This is a genomic window from Candidatus Delongbacteria bacterium (genome assembly GCA_020634015.1).
Lineage (GTDB): Bacteria > CAIWAD01 > CAIWAD01 > CAIWAD01 > CAIWAD01 > JACKCN01.
In genome coordinates, this window is the sequence record JACKCN010000003.1 from 71863 (window position 1) to 91801 (window position 19939).

Annotated in this window: 19 protein-coding genes and 1 tRNA gene; 11 read left to right on the top strand and 9 right to left on the bottom strand. The window is 64.2% G+C overall.

From position 1 onward, the window contains the following. Positions 1–47: 47 nt before the first annotated feature. From H6678_07040 to H6678_07055, 4 genes are all read left to right on the top strand, one after another. Positions 48–839, top strand: a complete 792-nt coding sequence (locus tag H6678_07040; protein MCB9473548.1) for a CbbQ/NirQ/NorQ/GpvN family protein — start codon at positions 48–50, stop codon at positions 837–839. 28 nt (positions 840–867) lie between these two features. Further along, entirely contained in the window at positions 868–2727 is a 1860-nt protein-coding gene (locus H6678_07045; GenBank protein ID MCB9473549.1) for a hypothetical protein, read from the top strand. Further along, entirely contained in the window at positions 2724–3314 is a 591-nt protein-coding gene (locus H6678_07050) for a cytochrome c oxidase subunit 3 (GenBank protein MCB9473550.1), read from the top strand. The genes H6678_07045 and H6678_07050 overlap by 4 nt, the downstream gene beginning before the upstream one ends. Positions 3315–3397: 83 nt before the next feature. After that, positions 3398–3550 (top strand): hypothetical protein, encoded by a 153-nt coding sequence (locus tag H6678_07055; GenBank protein ID MCB9473551.1) that lies wholly within the window; start codon positions 3398–3400, stop codon positions 3548–3550. 149 nt (positions 3551–3699) lie between these two features. On the opposite strand, the gene H6678_07060 is transcribed toward H6678_07055, so the two are convergent. Beyond that, complete coding sequence (locus H6678_07060) at positions 3700–4920, bottom strand: ATP-binding protein (protein MCB9473552.1); 1221 nt, start codon at positions 4918–4920, stop codon at positions 3700–3702. Positions 4921–5372: 452 nt separating this feature from the next. Here H6678_07060 and H6678_07065 point away from each other — a divergent pair, with 452 nt between their 5' ends. Beyond that, entirely contained in the window at positions 5373–6290 is a 918-nt protein-coding gene (locus H6678_07065) for a T9SS type A sorting domain-containing protein (GenBank protein ID MCB9473553.1), read from the top strand. A gap of 115 nt (positions 6291–6405) precedes the next feature. Here H6678_07065 and H6678_07070 read toward each other — a convergent pair whose 3' ends face one another. The 8 genes from H6678_07070 to nadE all read right to left on the bottom strand — a co-directional run bounded on the left by H6678_07070 (position 6406) and on the right by nadE (position 13617). After that, positions 6406–7545 carry an aminotransferase class I/II-fold pyridoxal phosphate-dependent enzyme gene (locus tag H6678_07070; protein MCB9473554.1) on the bottom strand — a complete coding sequence of 380 codons (1140 nt, stop codon included), beginning with the start codon at positions 7543–7545 and terminating at the stop codon, positions 6406–6408. A gap of 32 nt (positions 7546–7577) precedes the next feature. Continuing rightward, positions 7578–8246: an HAD-IB family phosphatase gene (locus tag H6678_07075; GenBank protein MCB9473555.1), complete on the bottom strand. Its 669-nt coding sequence runs from the start codon at positions 8244–8246 to the stop codon at positions 7578–7580. After that, entirely contained in the window at positions 8243–9283 is a 1041-nt protein-coding gene (locus H6678_07080; GenBank protein MCB9473556.1) for a TerC/Alx family metal homeostasis membrane protein, read from the bottom strand. The genes H6678_07075 and H6678_07080 overlap by 4 nt, the downstream gene beginning before the upstream one ends. 256 nt (positions 9284–9539) lie before the next feature. Further along, positions 9540–11225, bottom strand: coding sequence for a S41 family peptidase (locus H6678_07085; GenBank protein ID MCB9473557.1), 1686 nt, complete (start codon positions 11223–11225; stop codon positions 9540–9542). Between the two features lie 130 nt (positions 11226–11355). Beyond that, on the bottom strand, positions 11356–11988 hold the full coding sequence (locus H6678_07090; protein ID MCB9473558.1) for a dTMP kinase: 633 nt from the start codon (positions 11986–11988) through the stop codon (positions 11356–11358). Beyond that, on the bottom strand, positions 11985–12725 hold the full coding sequence (rsmI, locus tag H6678_07095; GenBank protein ID MCB9473559.1) for a 16S rRNA (cytidine(1402)-2'-O)-methyltransferase: 741 nt from the start codon (positions 12723–12725) through the stop codon (positions 11985–11987). The genes H6678_07090 and rsmI overlap by 4 nt, the downstream gene beginning before the upstream one ends. Positions 12726–12754: 29 nt before the next feature. After that, a complete protein-coding gene (locus tag H6678_07100; GenBank protein ID MCB9473560.1) occupies positions 12755–12958 on the bottom strand; it encodes a hypothetical protein in 204 nt (67 codons plus the stop codon). Next, entirely contained in the window at positions 12934–13617 is a 684-nt protein-coding gene (gene nadE, locus H6678_07105; GenBank protein MCB9473561.1) for an NAD(+) synthase, read from the bottom strand. The genes H6678_07100 and nadE overlap by 25 nt, the downstream gene beginning before the upstream one ends. Positions 13618–14020: 403 nt before the next feature. On the opposite strand from nadE, the gene H6678_07110 reads away from it, so the two are divergent. From H6678_07110 to lipA, 6 genes are all read left to right on the top strand, one after another. Continuing rightward, entirely contained in the window at positions 14021–15232 is a 1212-nt protein-coding gene (locus H6678_07110) for a Glu/Leu/Phe/Val dehydrogenase (protein MCB9473562.1), read from the top strand. Then, entirely contained in the window at positions 15232–16284 is a 1053-nt protein-coding gene (locus H6678_07115) for a M20/M25/M40 family metallo-hydrolase (protein ID MCB9473563.1), read from the top strand. Before H6678_07110 ends, H6678_07115 begins: the two co-directional genes overlap by 1 nt. After that, entirely contained in the window at positions 16284–17312 is a 1029-nt protein-coding gene (rnz, locus tag H6678_07120; GenBank protein MCB9473564.1) for a ribonuclease Z, read from the top strand. The genes H6678_07115 and rnz overlap by 1 nt, the downstream gene beginning before the upstream one ends. 152 nt (positions 17313–17464) lie before the next feature. After that, positions 17465–18406, top strand: a complete 942-nt coding sequence (locus tag H6678_07125) for an NYN domain-containing protein (protein ID MCB9473565.1) — start codon at positions 17465–17467, stop codon at positions 18404–18406. A gap of 91 nt (positions 18407–18497) precedes the next feature. Then, a tRNA-Lys gene (locus H6678_07130) sits at positions 18498–18570 on the top strand. A 403-nt stretch (positions 18571–18973) separates the two neighbouring features. Then, on the top strand, positions 18974–19858 hold the full coding sequence (gene lipA, locus H6678_07135) for a lipoyl synthase (protein ID MCB9473566.1): 885 nt from the start codon (positions 18974–18976) through the stop codon (positions 19856–19858). Positions 19859–19939 lie beyond the last annotated feature (81 nt).

The window sequence follows — 19939 nt, forward strand, 5'->3', positions numbered from 1 at the left end:
CTCTGCGGGTCGCTTCGCACCGCGAAGGAGCTTGAAAGGCACACAGGATGCCACTGACAACGTGCGACACCCTTCCCTGGTATCACGCATCCGGAGACGAGTGCGGGATTTTCGAGGCGGCTTTCGCCCAGCATCTGCCCCTGATGTTGAAAGGCCCAACGGGTTGCGGCAAGACGCGACTGGTGGAACACATGGCCGCCCGTCTTGGACGCCCACTGGTGACGGTCTGTTGCCACGACGACACCAGTGTGACCGACCTGCTGGGGCGCTGGTTGATTCACGGCGGAGAAACCGTCTGGCAGGATGGCCCCGTGACCCGCGCCCTGCGCCAGGGGGCCATTCTGTATCTGGACGAAATCATTGAGGCGCGACCCGATGTGATCACGGCCCTGCACCCGTTGAGTGACCATCGGCGACGCCTTTTCGTCGAGCGCCATGATGAGGAGGTACTGGCCGCGCCGGGCTTCATGCTGGTGATCAGTTTCAACCCTGGTTACACCCGAGGGTTGAAGGAACTGAAACCGAGCACACGCCAGCGATTTCTGGGAATAGGTTTTGAGTATCCGGATGCAGAGGCCGAGGCCCGCATTCTGCAGGGCGAGACAGGCATCGATGCATCACAGGCCAAGCGTCTGGCCGTGCTGGGCTCGAAACTCCGTGGCCTCAAGGACCTGGGTTTTGCCGAGCCCGCTTCAACGCGCCTGCTGGTCAATGCTGCCCGCCTGCTGCTGGCGGGCATGGCGCCAAGGCAAGCTTGTGACACCGCCCTGGCGGAACCGCTGAGTGACGATCCGGACCTGCTGGTCAGCCTGCGCGACCTGATCCGGATGGCATTCTGAGATGGGCGTTCCGGGTCGTCCTGCCGTCATGCCCAGACTCGAGCTGGACTGGGAAGAGCGGCTGTATACGGGCTTGCGTGCGCTCTGGCGACGCCTGCGCCCTCCCGCCAAGGATGAAACCCCCGGTTATGACAGCTCCCTGCTGATTTCCCGGCTTACCGTGCCCGTGCAACTGCTGGCTGGCTGGCCCTGCCGCGTGGGAGTGGCCCGCGGGGCGGGCGGTCTGTTGCACGACGGCTTGCTGCTGCCGGAGCGCCTGACCGGAGTGACAGACCCGCAGGCTGCTCTGGACCAGCTGCTTTCCTTCGCCTTGCTGGGTGCCGTGATGCTGGCGGATGGACCTCCAGTGTCCTCGGTCAAGGGAGGGTTCGTCATCGATTCACTGCGGCGAGCTGCAGCCGCCCGCACACGGTTGCTGGCGGACTGGCCGGGCCTTCGGGTGCCTCTTGAACGAAGCGAAGCGGCCGCCCTTGCCTTGCGCCCCGATCTCGCCGCCTTGGCCGGAACCGCGGCTGCTCTGGAAGAGGCTCGGCGCCAGGCCCTCGCCGGGGAGCAGCCCTGGGGTGACAGAGCCTTGCTGGATCGACTGACGGCAACGGACTCCGGGCTCGAATCCCCAGCACTTGCCTGCTGGCCCGAATGGCTGCCCGCCATCGTCTCGGACGGCGAACTGGGAATTCCCGCCGAGGTGCAAGCTCCCGAGAACTCAACAGGAACGGAATTTGAGATACCCGCTCGCGCGGATATCGAACAGGTGCGTCTTTCCGGCAAGGATCTGCAGGACCAGGTGCTGATGCATGTGTTCGAAAAGGTCGAAACGGCGGACGAGTATCGAGGCGGCACACGCCAGACCGATGGGGATGACCAGCTCGAGGAACAACTTGAGGCACTGCAGGAAGTGGACCTGCGCCATGTGATCCGCGGGGGTGAATCCGCCTCCAGCATTCTGCGCGCGGACCTTCGTCTGGACCCGGGAATTCCTGAAAGCGCCGAGGGTGCCACGGAGGGAGGTTTGCCCTATCCGGAATGGGACCAACGCCGGGGTTGCTACCGGGAGAACTGGTGTCATGTGTTTCCAGCTGTGCCGGGAAGCCGTGATTCAGGCTGGGCCGCTGCCCGCCTACCCCTGCTGGAGCCCCAGATCCGCCGCCTGCAGCGGGTGCTGGAACGGGAGAAGGAGCGTCTTGAACCCGTATCGCGTCAGGAGGACGGCGAGCAACTGGATACAGATGCGTATGCGGAGGATGCAGGGTCCATCCGTTCCGGCCATGACGCGGAGGGCAAGTGGTATCGGCGGGACTCTCGCCGCCGCCCGGATCTGGCGCTGACGCTGCTGCTGGATGTATCACTGTCCAGTGATGCCTGGGTGGGCGACCTGCGAGTGCTGGACCTGTGCAAGGATGCCGCGTTGGTTCTCGGTGAAGTGGTTCATCGCCTGGGAGAAGACCTGGAGATCCTGGCCTTTCATTCCCGCACCCGGCATCACTGTCGTACCTGGCTGGTGCATCGCCGGGGCGAGTCATGGAGCGAGGGGCGAGCCCGACTGGGCGGTCTTGAACCCAAGGGTTACACCCGCATTGGACCTGCCTTGCGTCATGCCACGGACCGCCTGGCGCTGGTGCCTTCACGCAAGCGACTGCTGCTGATGATCACGGATGGTCGGCCCAACGACTTCGACCGATACGAAGGACGTCACGGCATCGCGGACGTCCGACAGGCTCTGCGCGAAGCCAGAAGTCGTGGCATTGCCGTGCATGCTCTGGCACTGGACCCCCGGGCCAGAGTCGGTCTGCCGGCGATGCTTGGCAATGGACACTGGCACTTGCTGCAGCGTCCGGCGGAACTGCCCGAACTGTTGACCACCATCTACGGAAAACTGACACAATGAGTACGCGGACACCTGCCGCTTTGCCCCGTGAGGTGCCCGGTGATACGGCCATGTGGATTTTCATCTTTGCCGAACTGGTCACTTTCGCGCTGTTCTTCGGCGTGTTCGCCTGGTTCGAGCGGGGAGACCCAGCAGGATTTGCCGCGGGACGCGCCGACCTGCACGCAACGACCGGGTTGATCAATACTCTGGTGCTGCTCACGGGCGGCGCCACGGCCCTCGCTGGTGTCAGGAGCCTTGAGCGAACCGGTGACGGGCTGCAGGCCGGGCGCTGGTTTCTGGCGGCTGTCTTCGCGGGACTTGTGTTCAGTCTGATCAAATTGAGCGAGTTTGCCGGCCTATTCGCGCAGGGCCGTCATCTGTCCAGCTCCAGCTTCCACTTCTTTTACTTTTTCCTGTGTTTCATTCATCTGGCCCATGTATGGCTTGGCATGGCCCTGCTGCTGCTGGCCCGACGCCACAAGGCAAGCGGGACCTCAGCACGCGAGCGTCTTTCCAGCTGGCAAGCGGCCGCGTCCTATTGGCACATGGTGGATCTGGTCTGGCTGGTCCTGTTTCCCCTTGTCTACCTGGGGGGCGGGCAATGAAGGGCTTGCGGACATTTCCTGCTTTCCTGTGGTTGGTGCTCGGCGGGCTGGTTCTCATCGGGGCCTGGGCTGGCGCACAGGGCATGGCCACACTGTTGTGGCTCACGGTGTCGGCCAAGGCCATTCTGATTTCGGAGTACTTCATGGAGCTCGGGCGGGCGCCTCTTGCCTGGAGACTGACTGTGCCAGGCTGGATCCTGCTGGTGATCATCGGACTGAATTTGCTGCTGCCCTGACCCGGCCCGCCATGGAATGGGGCTGACGCGAGATCCTGCGTCAGCCACCCGGAAGAGTCTCCAGAATCGCCATGCTTCGATGATGCATTCGTCTGGCTGTCCTTCCAGATTTCAGGTCGGAAGTCTGGACGACCACGGTGCAAGCAATCTCAGAGCAAGCGCCACCAGGGAACCGCGAGCACGCCCGGCGTCAGCCAGTCCAGCATCTCGCCCGTGTGGATCAGCAGGCCCGTGCGCGCCTCGCCCTCATACTCCTTGCGGAATGTCTGGAGATTCTTCGTGTCGGACACACGGGGCGTGGTGCCGCTCTTGATTTCGATGGGCAGAAGCCGGGACCCACTCTCGATCACAAAATCCACCTCGTCTCCGGTGGTTGTTCTCCAGTAGAATAGATCCACGCGCGGCAGGGCTGTCTCGCGCCAGGCGAGCAGGTCATGCAGCACGATGTTTTCCAGATGTGCGCCCAGGGGCTCAGGGCTTCCGGCCAGATGCAGGGCCAGACCCGTGTCGGCCCAGTAGAGTTTGGGGGACTTGATCAGGCGGCGTGTGCGATTGACCGACCAGGCGGGCAGGCGCACCAACAGGGTGGATGTCTCCAGCAGATTCAACCAGCGGTGGACCGTGGGTTGTGGCAGTGAGACATCGCGCCCCAGCTCCGTCTGGTTCAGCAGCTGCCCCGTGCGATGGGCGGCGGCACGCATCAGTCGCCGGAAATCGGCCAGAGAGCTGATGCTGGACAGGTCCTGGAGATCGCGTTCCAGATAGCTGCGCACATAACCATCAAACCAGATTTCCCTCTCGGCGGAGGAATTCAGTTCCAGGGCGGGCGTGGGAAATCCTCCGCGTCGGGCCAGTTCCTTCCAGTCTTCGGGCAGCTCCGGCTGGCTGCGCAGCAAGTCCAGCCACTGGGAGTCGGGGGTGTCCAGCAACTCCTGCCACAAACCTGCTCGTCCCAGACCCGCCTGCTCCCGGCGGGTCATGGGCCACAGGGTCAAGTAGCTGGCCCGGCCCGCCAGTGATTCCGAGACCTGCTGCATCAGCAGCAGATTGGCCGATCCGGTCAGCAGAAAGCGCCCGGCCTGGCGGTCGCGGTCCACATGCAGCTTGATGGCCGCGAGCAGGCCGGGTTCCTTCTGCACCTCGTCCAGCACCAGTGTGGGCGCCAGGTCCAGCAGCTGGGCGGGCGAGTGGCGCGCGAGCTCGGCCGTGTCCAGATCATCCAGACTCAGACTGCGGCGCTCGGGATCAATGGCTTTGGCGAGAGTGCTCTTGCCGGTCTGGCGCGCCCCGCTGAGGACGACCACGGGCATGATGCGCAGCCGGTCCGTCAGAGCGGTTTCGCTGAGCCGGGAAAGGGGTTCCGGATTCATGGCCCGATGTTAATCATTCACTCGGTGAATGACAATCATTCATAGCATGAATGAAAATCATTCACGCCGTGAATGGATTTGTCAACTGACATGAAAACAAGCACATGCAGATGTCATTTCCGGCGATTCTGGCGGAGCGCAGCGGTCTGCGCAGCCGCCAGCGCCTGCCCGGGGCGGCAGGCGGGCCAAGAACTCCGGGCGTAAAGGACTACATCCGGCGGACTCGGAGGCGGACCCGGAGACCGCCTCCTCACCCGGACGACAATGCGCCGCTCCTGTCCCCCTTCATGGAGGCTGCCACAGGACCGCTTCTGAAAATCATTGTTCGGCAAACCAAAGCACTTGCTTCCCCCAGGAACGCCGGGTTATCTTCGCGGCGTATGCGTCAGACCACCTGATTTGCGGTTGGTGGCGAATTGCATCCCGAGTCGAAGGTGACCGAAATGCCCTTCATGATGATTGCACTCCTGCTCCTGCTGCAAGCGCCGGCACGGGCGCAACTCGATTCGACCCGCGCCCTGAGCATGTTCCCGTTGCAGGAGGGAAACCGGTGGGAGTATGCCGTGATGGTCTTTCCCTACAACGGCACACCCTACGATGACGGGTTCAGGATGGTCGAGGTGGTGGGGGACACGCTGCTGCCCAATGGTGTGCGTTACAGCCGCTTGTCCGGTATCGACCTGCTGGAATGGGGGGGAATCGAACCCTGGCTGACCTCATATGCCCGCGTGGATACCGCAGCCCTGGATGTCAAGGTGTACAGTGAATGGCTCGGGGACTGCGACAGCGCCGGTACCAGCGAAGCAGTGCTGCTGGACCTTGGTGCCCAGGGATTCGGATACTACACAAACTTCCTTTGCGGCTACGCAGTGGACACCTACTTCCATGCCGAAACGAGTACCGTCGGGCCCTTCGGTGGCCCGGATTCGGCAATGGTTCACAGCAGGTGTTGTTACCAGGAATACATGCTGTCGCCGTCATTCGGTCTCACAGGCTTTAGCGTAGGGGATCTCGGACATGTCACCTACACAATCGCCTACGCCCGGATAGACGGTGTGGAATACTGGGCTACCGGACTGGAAGACAACCGGCGTGGGCACCCCGGAACCTTCGCACTGGAACTGGACAGTTATCCCAACCCCTTCAACCCAGCGACGACCCTGAGCTACACCTTGGCGCAGAGTCAACGCGTGGAGCTCGACATCTTCAACTTGCGGGGCCAGCGAGTCCGCTCCCTGGTATCCGGCTGGCAGCAATCGGGTGCCCACGAGGTCTCCTTTCACGGGGAAGACCTGGCAAGTGGTGTCTACCTGGCCCGGTTGGAAGCCTGCGGGCAGTGTGTGACGCGAAAGCTTCTGCTTCTGGAATAGACTGCATGGATCCCGCCGGCACCTGCCCGGCGGTGGCCTTCCTTCATGCAGAACCCAGATGGAAACGGGCGACCCAAGGGTCGCCCGTTGCAGTCATGTGACATGCCGCCGTGACTCAAACCTTCGCCAGCGCCTGGCTCAGGTCGTCCAGCAGGTCCTCGATGTCCTCGATGCCCACCGAGAGGCGCAGCAGGCTGTCGGTCAGGCCGTAGGCCTCGCGTTGTTCCTTCGGTACGCTGGCGTGGGTCATGCCGGCGGGGTGGTTGACCAGGCTCTCGACTCCGCCCAGGCTTTCGGCCAGGGTGAAGACACGCACCGAGGTGGCAAAGCGCTCGGCGGCCGCGCGATCGGCCAGCTCGAAACTGACCATGCCGCCGAAACCGCGCATCTGGCGGGTGGCCAGCTCGTGCTGGGGATGACTGGGCAGGCCGGGGTAGTGCACCTTGCTCACCCGGGGGTGGTCGCGCAGCATCAGCGCCACCTTCAGCGCGTTGGAGTAGTGGCGTTCCATGCGCACGCCCAGGGTCTTGGTGCTGCGCAGAATCAGGAAACAGTCCTGGGGGCTGGGCAGCGCGCCCGAGCATTTCTGCATGAAGCGCAGGCGCTCGGAGAGCGCGTCGTCGCTGGTGCCCAGGAAACCCGCGATCATGTCGCTGTGACCCAGGATGTACTTGGTGCAGCTGTGCATCACGATATGGGCGCCCAGGTCCAGCGGGTTCTGGAAGAAGGGCGACATGAAGGTGTTGTCCACCACCAGAATCAGTTTGTGCCTGCGGGCCAGCTGGGCCATGGCGGCAATGTCGGTCACCGTCAGCAGCGGGTTGGTGGGCGTTTCGATGAAGAGCAGCTTGGTCTCGGGGCGAATCGCCTTTTCGACATTGGCCACCGTGTGACTCTCGACGAAATCGGCCTTCAGGCCCCAGGGTTCCAGAATCTGGGTGATCAGGCGCCAGGTGCCGCCGTAAACATCACGCGTGCAGACGATGTGGTCGCCGGTCTTCAGCAGCACGGTCAGCGCGTGAATGGCCGCCATGCCCGACGAGAACAGGTGGCCGTGGCTCGCGTTTTCCAGTGCGGCCAGATTGGCTTCCGCCGCGTCGCGAGTGGGGTTGCCCGCGCGCGTGTAGTCCCAGCCCTTGTGCTGACCGATGCCGGTCTGGGCGAAGGTGGAGGTCTGGATGATCGGCGTGGTCACCGAACCGGTCTGGGGGTCCGGCTCCTGGCCGGCGTGAATCGCGCGGGTGTTGAAACCCATGGGAAGTCCTTTCCTTTCGCGAGCCGCTTGGGTCACAGAAGTCCCAGCTGCTCCATGCGTGTCTCGATCTCGTGGAATGTCTCGAAGGGCCACCAGGGCTTGCCGGCTCGGTCCAGGTGGCGGGCCAGGCTGTCCCGGGCAAAGACCACCGGCACCTGACCGGCGGGGCAGAAGTCGGTGGAACCGTCGCCGATGTACACCAGGGTGTGTCCGTCATGCTGGCCCAGATGCCAGCTCTTGCAGTGGTTGCAGGCCCCGGTGATCTTCGGGCTGGCGGCGGGGCGCACACGCCAGACGCTGTTCTGCACTTCAATCCTGTTTGCCAGCAGCTCCATGCCCGGATATCGGGCCGGGGGCAGGAAGGCTTCAATGATCTCCACGAAGCCGCCCGAGACCAGCTTCAGGGGAATGCCGCGGGCCTGCAGCCGGTCGTGAAAGGCCTGAAAGCCCGCGCGGATGCGCACCACCGTGTGCAGATACTCGAGAGCCTGCGGCCAGTCCAGTGCCAGCAGGTCCATCTCGGCCTGCAGTTTCTCGATCTCGGGCAGGTCCGGGTCGTCTTCGATGGAGCGCCAGTGGGCCCCGTCGGCACGGGTCCGCGCGAAGCGGTCCAGCAGCAGCACCAGCGTGTCCTCTTCGGTCACGGTGCCGTCAAAATCGCAGAAGACCACCGCGGGGCCGGGCAAGGGCGTCTGTGTCACGGCTTCGGCTCCGCGGGAGTTTCCTCGACCTTGAACAGCATCGAAGCGATCACGCCCGAGCCCAGAATGCCCACCACGGCCGCCAGCAGGTACAGGTTGAAGTTGTGTCCCAGCAGGGTCTGCAGCCATTCTCCGGCCAGCATCTTGCCGCCCACCACCAGCAGCACGAGGGCCAGCGAGAGCTTGAGAAAGCGGAAGGAGTCCAGCATGCTGGCCAGCGCGAAGTAGAAGGAGCGCAGCCCCAGAATGGCGAAGACATTGCTGGTGAACACCAGGAAGGGGTCGGCCGTGATCGCGAAGATCGCGGGAATCGAATCCACGGCGAAGACCACGTCGGTGGTCTCGACGATCACCAGGGTCAGGGCCAGCGGAGTCAGCAACAGGGTGCCGGGACGCGCTCTGGCCACCACCTCGTCCACCTGCTCGGTCTGGCCGGGCAGCGCCGCCATGCGGGATTCGGGCGAGCCCGCACGCACCACGAAGTGTTCTCCGTGAAAGCGGGCCGTGACCGGAAAGAAACGGCGCACGAAACGGATCACCGGATTGTTGGCCGGGTCCGGGTCACTGTCGCCGGGAAGCAGCATGCGCAGGCCCGTGATCACCAGGAAGAGCCCGAAGAGGTACAGCACCCAGTGGAATTCGGCCACCAGTTTCGCGCCCGCCAGAATCATCACGCCGCGCAGTACCTGGGCCCCCACGATGCCCCAGAACAGCACTCGGTGCTGGTAGATCGCGGGCACGGCGAAGAAGCTGAAGATCAGGGCGATCACGAAGACATTGTCCACGCTCAGGGACAATTCGACCACGTAGCCGGTGAGATACTTGAGCACGGCGTTGTGGCCGTCGTTCACCAGGCCGTCCACCGCATCCACGGTGCTGCCCATTCCCAGCCACTGGTTCTCATAGCCAAAGTAGACGAAGACGGCAAAACAGAGGCTGAGAGTGATCCAGACCGCCGACCAGCCCATGGCTTCCCGGGCACTGACCACGTGGGCCTTGCGATGAAAGACCCCCAGATCGAGGGCCAGCAATCCCATCACCAGGCTCACGAAGCCGATCCAGATCCAGATCACAGGTCCTCCTTGGGGTGAATGCCGACATGGTCTTTGACGTGGCCTCCGACGTGGTCTTTGGCGCCAGAAGGGCCAAGCTTGGCAAATCCGGGGGAAATTCCCTTGGGTGTCACCGTGGGCCGAACCCGGCCCGCGCCGGGAAACGAGACGGGAGCTCCGCAAAAGCAGACGCCCGGAGCCAGGCTCCGGGCGTCATCATGGTGTACTGTCCGTGCAGGACTCAGCGGGCACTCTCTTCCAATGCGGTGGTCACCACGGGCCTCAGGGTGGCGCGGTACTGGTCCTCGCCTGCCGTGAGCAGACGCTGGGCCGCATCGAACTGGCGGTCGTAACTCAGGGCATACAGCGTGCGGGCATCCTGGCCCTCGCTGCGGCTGAGAATCTCGCTGGTCAGCAGGCGCTCGATCCATTCCTGATTCTGGACGAAGTGCTGTTCCGGGTCGCCTTCCAGTTTCTGGCGCAGGCTGATCAGGGCATCGGCCACGGGGCTGCCGTAGCCTTCGCGCTCGACGATCTTTTCCAGCTCCTCGAGCTGCTCGCTGCCACTGGGCTTGAAGGTGAACTCGCTCTTCTGGATGAAAGTCTGGAACTCGGAGAGCAGAGCCGCGTTGACCTTGGTCTTCGCGATGGCGTGTCCCTCACGCTCCCGGTCCGTGAGGAAATTGATGAAGAGGTTCGAGCGCCACAGTTCGGACACGAAGAAGGGCCAGGCTTCGGGCTCCTGCTCCACGTCGGGCAGAATGCCGCGTCCGCCGATCACCACGCGCCCCTGGTCGGTGTGGAACAGGCTGTCCACCGGCTCGCCCTTGTTGATGTGGTACAGGACCTTGTTGTCCTCGAAATAGTCGATGCGCTGGATCAGGCGCCCACTGGGGATGTAGTACTTGGCGGTGGTCAGCTTGACCTTGCTGTTGCTGTCCAGGCTCACCACGCTTTGCACCAGGCCCTTGCCGTAGGTGTTGGTGCCCACGATCACGCCGCGGTCCAGGTCCTGGATCGCGCCGCTGACGATCTCGCTGGCCGAGGCGCTGCCCTGGTTCACCAGCAGCACCAGCTCGCCCGTGAAGATCGGGTCGTTCTCGGATGTGTACTCCTTCAGGATCTCATCGTCACGGCCGCGGGTCTCCACGATGCGCGCACCCACGGGCAGGAAGAGATCCGACACGCCCACCGCTTCGCGCAGCAGGCCGCCCGGATTGCCACGCAGGTCCAGCACCAGCTTGTTCAGCCCCTGGGCGTTCAGGTCGATCAGCGCCTTGCGCAGGCTCTCGGTGGCCTTGCCGCTGAAGCCCGTGAGACGCACATAGCCCAGCCCCTGCGACTTGTCGATCATGCCGGCGAACTTGAGGTCCTGGATCGCGATCATCTCGCGCGTGAGTGTGTACACCAGCGGGGTTTCGTAACCGGGGCGTTCCACCGTGATGGTGACCTGGGTGCCGGGCTCGCCCTTCATGTGCTTGACCACGTCGGACAGTTTCTCGTCGGTCGTGGAGAGGCCGTCGATCTCGGTGATCACATCGCCGGGCAGCAGACCGGCCTTCCAGGCGGGCGAATCCTCGAAGGGGCTGATCACGGTCAGGCGCTTCGTGCTGCCACGCTGGCCCACCTGCATGCCCAGACCCCCGTACTCGCCCCGGGTCATCTCGTCCAGGCTTTCCGCTTCCTCTTCGATGAAGTAGTCGGTGTAGGGGTCCAACTCGTCCAGCATGCCATGGATCGCGGCTTCGATGGTGGCTTCGGGGTTGATCTCGTCCACATAGCGGAACACCAGGTACTGGTACACCTTCTGGAAGCGCTGCAGATTCTCGCGCATCGAGGCCATGTATTCGTCGCGGTTGGCCGGTTCGTCCGCTCCCATCAGGAGCAGACCCATCAGGAGAAAGGGCAGGACGCGGGAGAGTTTCATCGGGCAGTTCCAATCGGGTCGCTTGAGTGTGTCGGCGGGCGGCAGTCCAGAAATCGGGTCCGGCCCGGAATCGCCTCGTCGCGGGACAGGCACCCCCTTGGAACCCGACGCGGGGCGGGCGTTTCACCCTTCAGGGGCGGGGCAGCAGCAGAGACAGGTCCTCGCGGATGCGCATGGCAATCTGGTTAACGGCAGCGCCCGCATCCAGCTTGATCACGCGCTGCGGATCTTCGGCATGGATCCGGCGATAGCCTTCGCGCACAGCCAGAAAGAACTCCAGGCGCTCGCGCTCGAGGCGGTCGGCTTCGGCCCCCCGTGAACCGGCGCGGGCCAGTCCGGTGGCGGGATCCAGGTCCAGCCAGTAGGTGCGTCGGGGCCAGGCGATGCTGCGCACCAGCTCGTTCAGCTGACGCACCCGCTCCAGCGGCAATCCGCGCCCCCAGCCCTGATAGGCCGTGGTGGAGTCGGCGAAACGGTCCAGAATCACCACTCGCCCTTCGGCCAGCGCCGGGCAGACCTTCTCGTGCAGCAACTGCATCCGGCTGGCGGTATAAAGCAGTAGTTCGGTGTCGGCGGCCATGGCCGTGTGACCGGGATCCAGCAGAATCGCGCGGATCGCTTCCGAGATGGTCGAGCCGCCGGGCTCCCGGAATACCGCCACCGGGCGATTCTGTTCCTTCAGCCAGGTTTCCAGCAGGGCGATCTGGGTGCTCTTGCCACTGCCGTCGCTGCCTTCGAAGCTGATCAGCAGACCGGGGTTCACAATGGCATCCTCCCGCGTGGGTCCCGATTGGCCTCGGCCTCGGCCGCCTGCTGGCGCTTGCTGGCCAGAGCCTTGCCTTCCAGCAGCAGCACGAATTCACCGCGCACGGGGTTGGCATTGAAGTGATCGCGCATCTCCAGCGTGCTGAGCCGCAGGAACTCCTCATGGAGCTTGCTCAGTTCCCGGGCCACGCAGAGTCGGCGATCGGGAATGCTGGCGGCCAGGGCGGCCAGAGTGTCCGGCAGCCGGTGCGGAGACTCGAGGAAGATGCTGGTCTCGGGGCGCTCCACCAGCTCGGCCAGAAAGGTCTGGCGGCCCTTCTTGCGCGGCACGAAACCCAGGAAGCTGAAGCGGTCGGTGGGCAAGCCGCTGCCCACCAGGGCCGGAATGATGCTGGTGGCTCCCGGCAGTGGCACCACGGGAATGCCCAGCGCGATGGCGCCATTCACCAGGCGATAACTGGGGTCGTTGATGCCGGGAGTGCCGGCGTCGCTGATCAGGGCCAGATCCGAGCCGGCGGCCAGGTGGCTGGTCAGTCTGTCCAGAGCGGCCGGGCTGGAGAAATCGTGGTAGGAAGTCATCGGCGTGGCGATGCCGTGGTGTTCCAGCAGGCGGCGACTGGTGCGTGTGTCTTCGGCCGCGATCAGGGGCACGGCCCTGAGCACCTCGATGGCGCGCAGAGTGATGTCCGCCAGATTGCCGATGGGAGTGGGCACGATGTAGAGGATGCCGGTCATGGATGCGCCGCCGGCGGGCCCTGGCCGGCTCAGTGTCCCGCGTCCCGGGCGTAGAGCCAATCCAGACCCATGGTGCGACTGGACACCTTGGGGATCACGGGCAGGTTGCGTTTGAAATGGTAGCGCCGCACCCGGTCGAGGATGCCGCGCACGGTGGCCTCGTCAAACCCGTCGGCAATCAGGCGTTCGGGGGAGAGGCGCGCGTCAATCAGGCGCACCAGCACGCGGTCCATGGTGAGGTAGTCCCAACCCAGATCCTTCTCGTCGGTCTGGCCTTCCTCCAGGTCGGCCGAAGGAGCCTTGTCGAGCACACTGGCCGGCAGCCCCAGTGGCGGCTGAGCGCGAAGACCTGCTGTTTGTAGAGGTCGCCCAGCGGGTTGATGGCGCTGGCCAGATCGCCGTACCAGGTGCCGTAGCCGAGGAGCAGTTCCGTCTTGTTGGAGGTCCCCAGCGGCAGAGCGCCCAGCGAGGCGCTGCGGTCGAAGATCGCGGTCATGCGCACCTGGGCCATGATGTTGCCCAGGCGCAGGGCGTCGGGCTGGTCGAGGGCCGCGGCGAAGGCATCGACCATGGGAGAAATCTCCAGCAGCTCCAGGGTCAGGCCCAGGCTGTCGGCCACGGCACGGGCATCGGCGAGCGACGCGGGACTGGAGGCGCGGAAGGGCAGGGCAATGGCGTGTACGTTCTGGGCGCCCAGGGCGCGCACGGCCAGTGCGGCCGCCAGTGCGGAATCGATTCCTCCGAGAGCCCCAGCACCACGCGCTGCAATCCGGTGCAGCCCACGCCCCTTGAGGAAGCGTTCCAGGTGGGCGCAGGTCGCCGCGGATCCAGAGCCAGCAGGTGCATCGGTCGGTCCTTGTGAAGAGCGGATGCGGATTCTCCTGCTTTGCATCAGAGCGGGCCAATCTATCAAAAGATCCCCGGGAATGCCCGCGCGCCTGTTGGATTTAGCGTCAAAATGGCACCTTGGCGCTCCGCTCGACAAAGCGGAGGAACGCGGGTTCTTCACCCAGTGGGCCCGCTGTCCAGGCAGGATCCGGAACCGGTCGCGACAGATTTCCCGGCAGCATCCGGATCGCCATGCCCACTGCCGGTCTGCGGCAAAGATTGATTCCATCGTGTGGACAATCCACCATCCCGGAGCCATGCCGGGTTCCGTTCCTCCTTCCGGCCACTCCCGGCAGGCATCTCCTGAATCAGGCAAGACCGTCTTGTAATACAGGATTCGCACGAGTCGGCTTGCCGACACGCGCGGATGGATTCCGGGCCAACCCGGCAGACAAAGGATTCCTTCGATGCAGTACGCAGAGAACAGCACGGCCTTCCGGGCCGAATTGCAGGAATTGAACGAGCGCTTTGAGAATCTCAAGCCCGAAGTGGAACTCACCGTGCGCGACCCGGAGCTGGGGTCACCGGCCATCTGGTGGTCTGGAGCACACTGGCCTGCGCAAGGGCCCGCTGGGGCCTGCGGCAAGGGTGGCACACGGCTGACTCCCACGGTGGACGTGGCCGAGCTGAAAATGCTCTCCCGCATCCAGACCCTCAAGAACGCAGCCGCGGGCCTGGCTCTGGGCGGAGCCAAATCCGGACTGGCCGCGGATCCCAATGAGCCGGGATTCGAGAAGAAGTACCGGCGCTTCGTGCAGCTGCTCAAGCCGATGCTGCGCGAGAACGGCGGCCCCTGGGGCGGCTTTGGTTACGATCTGGGTGGCAATCCGATCCACTGCAAATGGGCCTGTGACGAACTGGGCAGCACCAAGGGCTTCACGGGCAAGCCGGTGGAAATGGGCGGCACGGACTACGACGCCGAGGGCATCGCCGGTCTGGGTGTGGCCCAGGCGGCCGAAACCCTGCTGGAAGTCAAGGGCGAAGATCCCTCGCGCATCACGTGCGCCATTCAGGGGGCCGGTGCGATGGGTGCCGGTGTGATCCGCTATTTCAGTGAGACGGGCGCGACCATCTGCTGGATCAGCGATCCGCGCCTCGAAGGCACCTGGTACCTGCCCGAAGGCCTGACTCCCACGTTGCGTGACAACCTCGCGCAGATGGACTTTGCCGCCTCGGTGCAGGAACTGAAGGCCGGCGGGTATCGCCAGCTTCCCCTTGAGGATGTGCTCTTTCAGCCCGTGGACCTGCTCTTTCCCTGCGCAGTGCAGGATGTTCTGCACAAGGACAACGAGCCACGCATCCAGGCCCGTTATGTGGTTGAGGGAGCCAACAACCCGCTGTCCGCCGAGTGTCGCACGGCCCTGCACAAGCGTGGGGTGATCGTGATTCCCGATTTCATCGCCAATGCGGGTGGTGTGATCGCCGCCTACGTGGAGTTGATTTCCACCGTGAGCGACGAGGAGAATGCACGCACGCGTGCCAAGGTCAGCGAGTCCAAGGTGATGACCCGCACCAAGATCGCCGAGAACGTCAAACAACTGCTGGAGCTGGTCAAGCGCTTCGATGTGGAGCCCATTGACGCCAGCCGTTACATCGCCCTGAAGAGGATCTTCGCTTGATGGTTTCTGGCTTCCGCGAACCCGATATCCGCGATTCACTCAGACGCTCCGTGCTCCTCACGGAGCGTCTGGTTTCAATCCCCTCCGTGACACCCGGCGAGCAGGAGATCATTGCCTTTCTCGAAGGCTGGTGTCACGAGCATGGGCTGCAGGTGGCCCGCCAACCCGTGGCGGACGGCCGCGACAATCTGCTGGCCTGGTCGGGCCAGGCGCCGCGGCTCTGGTTCAGCACGCACGTCGACACGGTGCCGCCCTTCATTCCCTTCAGCCGCCAGGACGATGTCCTGTCGGGGCGCGGAACCTGTGATACGCACGGCGGACTGGCCTGCATGCTGACCGTGCTGGAAGAGCTGTTGGCGGAAGGTGTGTCCGCAGGTGTGTTGCTGGTGGTGGGTGAGGAAGTGAATCACGCGGGAGCGCGACGCGCTGGCGAAGCGGACCCGCTGCCTCCGGTGACGGGCACGCGCAGCATCATCCTCTGCGAACCCACCGAAATGAAACTGGTGCGCGCCCAGAAGGGTGTGCTCAAGCTCTGGTTGCGCGCCGAGGGCCGGGCGGCTCACAGCAGCCTGCCCCACCTGGGCGAGAGCGCAATCGCGACTCTGCTGGCCTGCAGCCGTAGCCTGCTGGAGGAGAATTGGCCCACGGATCCCGTGCTGGGGCCAACCTATGTGAATCTGGGGCGCATCTCGGGCGGTGTGGCCGCCAATGTGATACCCGCCGAGGCCGAGGGGGAGTTCTGCTTCCGCACCGTGCGCGAGATGGCCTGGTACCAGGCACGCATTCTGGCGCTGGTGGCCGGACGCTGCCGGGTGGAGTTCGAAGGGGCTGGCGAGCCGCAGGTCTTCAGCGAACTGCCCGGCTGGCCGCTCTGCGTGGCGCCCTTCGGCACCGATGCCGAGTACCTGCGCCCACTGGGAGATGTATACCTGATCGGACCCGGGCGCATCGAGATGGCGCACCGCTCCGACGAATCGATCACGCTGGACGAACTGCAGGCGGGCCTCGCGGGCTACCGTCAACTGGCACGGCAGCTACTGGAGACCCACTGATGGAACTGGTATTTCTGGGAACCTCGGCCGCGATCCCCACGGTACGCCGCAATGTGACCAGCGTGTACGTGCAGATGACTCACGAGAGCCTGCTGGTGGATGCCGGGGAAGGCACACAGATGCAGATCCTGCGGGCGGGCGTGCGCCGGGGACGCATTGACAGGATCCTGGTGACGCACCTGCACGGGGACCACTTCTTCGGCCTGATCGGTTTGCTCAACAGCTACCAGCTGGGCAAGCGCGAAGAGCCCCTGCAGATTCTGGGGCCTCCCGGGCTGGAGTCCTATGTGGGTTTCATGAAACGCCTCTGCCAGACCGAATTCACCTACCCGCTCACGATCACCGAGCTGCCCGGAATCAGCACACCGACCACCGTGCTGGAAACGCCGGATTACACGGTGACCGCCGCACCGCTCAAGCATCGGCTGTATACGCTGGGATACCGGATTCGCGAGCGCGATCGCCCCGGACGTTTCGATGCCGACAAGGCCGATGCGCTGGGGGTTCCATTCGGGCCGGAACGGGGTGCATTGACGCGAGGCGAATCGATCACCCTGGCCGATGGCCGGCTGCTCGAGGCGGCCGAAGTGGTGGGAGAATCCCGTCCGGGGCGCAGCATCACGGTCTGTACGGACACGGCCCGTTGCGAGATGTCGGTGGAGTTGGCCCGGGGCAGCGAAGTGCTGGTCCACGAGGCCACCTTCGAGCAGGGCGATCGGGTGCATGCCCGGCGCACCCAGCACAGCACGTCCGGCGATGCGGCGCGCGTGGCCAGGGATGCCGGAGTGGGGCATCTCTTTCTGACCCACATCTCAAGCCGCTACATGGCCGACACCTCGCCCCTGATGCGAGGAGTGAAGGAGATTTTTGCGGCCAGCACCCTCAGCCGGGATTTCATGCGGGTGGAACTGCCCCTGGACCCCGGGCCGCTGAAGATTGGGGATTGTCGCAGCAACGAGGCCCCGGCAAGCTCATCCGTGGGTGGAAAAGCGCCGCAGCCGGGTACCGAAACCAGCAATCCGGCGTGACCCGGGCGTTGGCTTCTTTCTTGCCAGACCCTGTGTCTTTTCTGTGGATAACTTCTGGATAACTCCCTGTCCTTGGTGGATAATTCAGGACATGAATTGCAAGTCCATTGAAATCAGTGCGATGGGCGTTTGGATCTCGTTACGGATCTGGCATGATTCTGGCAATTGCGCCCACAGGCACTGTGCATAACTTCCGAGGCACCATGGCGATTCCGGCTCTGGCGATCTACTTCATCGATGGTTACAACCTGCTGCACCGCGAGTCCGGGCTGGCCTCCCTGCTCGCCACGGATCCAGCTGGCGCGCGCACGCTGTTCTGCCGATGGCTGGTCCGGCAGGACCGACTGCCTGTGGAACAGATCCGGCTGGTACTGGACGGTGCACGCCTGCCCGATGAACAGCCGCCCGCGGGATTGATGGTCAGCTGGGCGGCCGCACCCGAGACGGCGGATGGCCGCCTGCTGAAACTGATCAGCCGCGAAGTACGCCGTGCCAGCCAGCGACTGGATCTGGTGCTGGTCAGCGATGATGCCGAGCTGCGTCAGCAGGCGAAGTTCCGCGGTGTCACCATCATGGCCTGTGCCCGTTTCCGTCAGGATTTCCTCAGTGCCTCCCTTCCCGATCCCGCGGATGTGCGCGGTGCAAGCGGTGACGACAGTCAGGAGGACCGCCAGGCACGCAAGCAGGGGCCGGATGCCGATGGCTTGCGAGTGCGCAAGAGCGGCAGCCCGCTCAGTGAGCGCGAAGTGGACGGTTGGCTTTCGGCCTTTCAGGCGCCCGCGGATTCCGGAGATCAGGACTCCTCCCCGATTCAGGAGGAGGGCTGGGTCTTGCCCCCGGCGTCCGCGCCGCGTGGCCGCAAGTCATCCGCCGAGCCCGATTCCGCTCCCAGGGCCGAGAAGCCCGCGCGCGCGAAGCGAAAGCGGTTGAATGAGGACGATGCGCCCCGGGCCGCCGGTCAGGCACCGGACAAGATGCGGCGCAAGAAACCGCTCAGCCCGGAGGAAGCGGAGTTCGCGCGCCTGATGGGCGTGGACAGGGCAGACCCCAATCTCTACGAACCCGATGACGAGGATCCCTTCGCGGATTCCTGAACCGACCTCGCCGGCCGCCAGCTTGCGCGTCCAAGGCCCGCGCATTACTTTGCGGGGCCGCCGGCCCGCTTGTCGCCGGGGAGAACAGCACGGAGGTGTAGCTCAGTCGGTAGAGCATCGCCCTTTTAAGGCGCTGGTCGAAGGTTCGAGTCCTTCCACCTTCATCCGAATCCCGGCCCAAGGGCCGGGATTCCTTTTTGTAGCACCTACCCGGCTGCTGGCCTGACGCCAGCATCCTTGCCACCCCCGGTTGCTGGCGTGAGGCCAGCATCCTTGCCACCCGCAGTTGCTGGCATGAGGCCAGCATCCTTGCCACCCGTGGTTGCTGGCATGAGGCCAGCATCCTTGCCACCCTCGGTTGCTGGCGTGAGGCCCGCATCCTTGCCACCCGTTGTTGCTGGCCAGGCGCCAGCATCCGTGCGTCCGGGCTTGATTCTCACGCCTGATCCGGGCCTGGACAGCTTCGGAGCGGCGCGGAGAATCTGGTCTGTTTGGCAGCCAATACCTATATAGATGATCCTTTTCACGGACCGATCACAAGGCTCGGTCCAGTACACAGGACAGCACATGAGCGCTTGCGCAACTCCCCCGAAAACACCGAAACCGGAATGGCTGAAAATCCGGTTGAGCCATGGCAAGGAACTGCAGACCATCAACCGGCTGATGCGTGAGCAGCGGCTGGCCACGGTCTGCGAAGAGGCCCGCTGCCCCAACCTGCACGAGTGCTGGAACAAGGGAACGGCCACTTTCCTGATCCTGGGCGACACCTGCACCCGCTCCTGCGGATTCTGCAACATCAAGACCGGCCGTCCCGGCATCGTGGACTGGGACGAACCCGACCGCGTGGTCGACGCCGTGAGCAAGATGAATCTGAAGTACGTGGTGCTGACCAGCGTCGACCGCGACGAGCTGCCCGACAAGGGTGCCGGGGTGTTCGCGCTGACCATCCACAAGCTGCGCAAGGCCTTTCCCGAGCTGAAGATCGAAGTGCTGATTCCCGACTTCAAGGGCGATTATTCGGCCCTGCGACTGGTGCTGCAGGAAAAGCCCGATGTGCTGAACCACAACGTGGAAACCGCCGCCCGCCTGTATCGCACCGTACGTCCCCAGGCCGACTACCAGCAGAGTCTGACGCTGTTGCAGCGCGCCAAGAAGAATGGCTTCTACACCAAGAGCGGCTTCATGGTGGGCATTGGCGAGAACGACGAGGATATCCGCGGAATCATCCGCGACCTGCACGCCCATCAGGTGGATTTCATCACCATCGGGCAGTACCTGCAGCCGACGACCAAGCACCTGCCCGTGGATCGTTATGTCCATCCCGATGCCTTCGACGAGTTCGCCCGCTATGCCCGCGAGATCGGGGTGCCCAAGGTGCAGTCGGGTCCACTGGTGCGCAGTTCCTATCACGCCGACGATGCCTTCGCGGGGCACGGCGTGCTCAGCGCCTGAACCGGAACGGCCCGAGACACGAAGTCCTCCGCGAAGGAGGACTCGAGTGTCGCTTGTCAGTAGGTAGGGGGCCGGTTGGCC

Excerpts from the sequence above, each read along its gene's own strand:
- H6678_07040 (MCB9473548.1), top strand. The coding sequence starts at position 48 with ATGCCACTGACAACGTGCGACACCCTTCCCTGGTATCACGCATCCGGA.
- H6678_07045 (MCB9473549.1), top strand. The coding sequence starts at position 868 with ATGCCCAGACTCGAGCTGGACTGGGAAGAGCGGCTGTATACGGGCTTG.
- H6678_07050 (MCB9473550.1), top strand. The coding sequence starts at position 2,724 with ATGAGTACGCGGACACCTGCCGCTTTGCCCCGTGAGGTGCCCGGTGAT.
- H6678_07055 (MCB9473551.1), top strand. The coding sequence starts at position 3,398 with ATGGCCACACTGTTGTGGCTCACGGTGTCGGCCAAGGCCATTCTGATT.
- H6678_07060 (MCB9473552.1), bottom strand. The coding sequence starts at position 4,920 with ATGAATCCGGAACCCCTTTCCCGGCTCAGCGAAACCGCTCTGACGGAC.
- H6678_07065 (MCB9473553.1), top strand. The coding sequence starts at position 5,373 with ATGATGATTGCACTCCTGCTCCTGCTGCAAGCGCCGGCACGGGCGCAA.
- H6678_07070 (MCB9473554.1), bottom strand. The coding sequence starts at position 7,545 with ATGGGTTTCAACACCCGCGCGATTCACGCCGGCCAGGAGCCGGACCCC.
- H6678_07080 (MCB9473556.1), bottom strand. The coding sequence starts at position 9,283 with ATGGGATTGCTGGCCCTCGATCTGGGGGTCTTTCATCGCAAGGCCCAC.
- H6678_07085 (MCB9473557.1), bottom strand. The coding sequence starts at position 11,225 with ATGAAACTCTCCCGCGTCCTGCCCTTTCTCCTGATGGGTCTGCTCCTG.
- rsmI (MCB9473559.1), bottom strand. The coding sequence starts at position 12,725 with ATGACCGGCATCCTCTACATCGTGCCCACTCCCATCGGCAATCTGGCG.
- H6678_07100 (MCB9473560.1), bottom strand. The coding sequence starts at position 12,958 with ATGGACCGCGTGCTGGTGCGCCTGATTGACGCGCGCCTCTCCCCCGAA.
- nadE (MCB9473561.1), bottom strand. The coding sequence starts at position 13,617 with ATGCAAAGCAGGAGAATCCGCATCCGCTCTTCACAAGGACCGACCGAT.
- H6678_07110 (MCB9473562.1), top strand. The coding sequence starts at position 14,021 with ATGCAGTACGCAGAGAACAGCACGGCCTTCCGGGCCGAATTGCAGGAA.
- H6678_07115 (MCB9473563.1), top strand. The coding sequence starts at position 15,232 with ATGGTTTCTGGCTTCCGCGAACCCGATATCCGCGATTCACTCAGACGC.
- rnz (MCB9473564.1), top strand. The coding sequence starts at position 16,284 with ATGGAACTGGTATTTCTGGGAACCTCGGCCGCGATCCCCACGGTACGC.
- H6678_07125 (MCB9473565.1), top strand. The coding sequence starts at position 17,465 with ATGATTCTGGCAATTGCGCCCACAGGCACTGTGCATAACTTCCGAGGC.
- lipA (MCB9473566.1), top strand. The coding sequence starts at position 18,974 with ATGAGCGCTTGCGCAACTCCCCCGAAAACACCGAAACCGGAATGGCTG.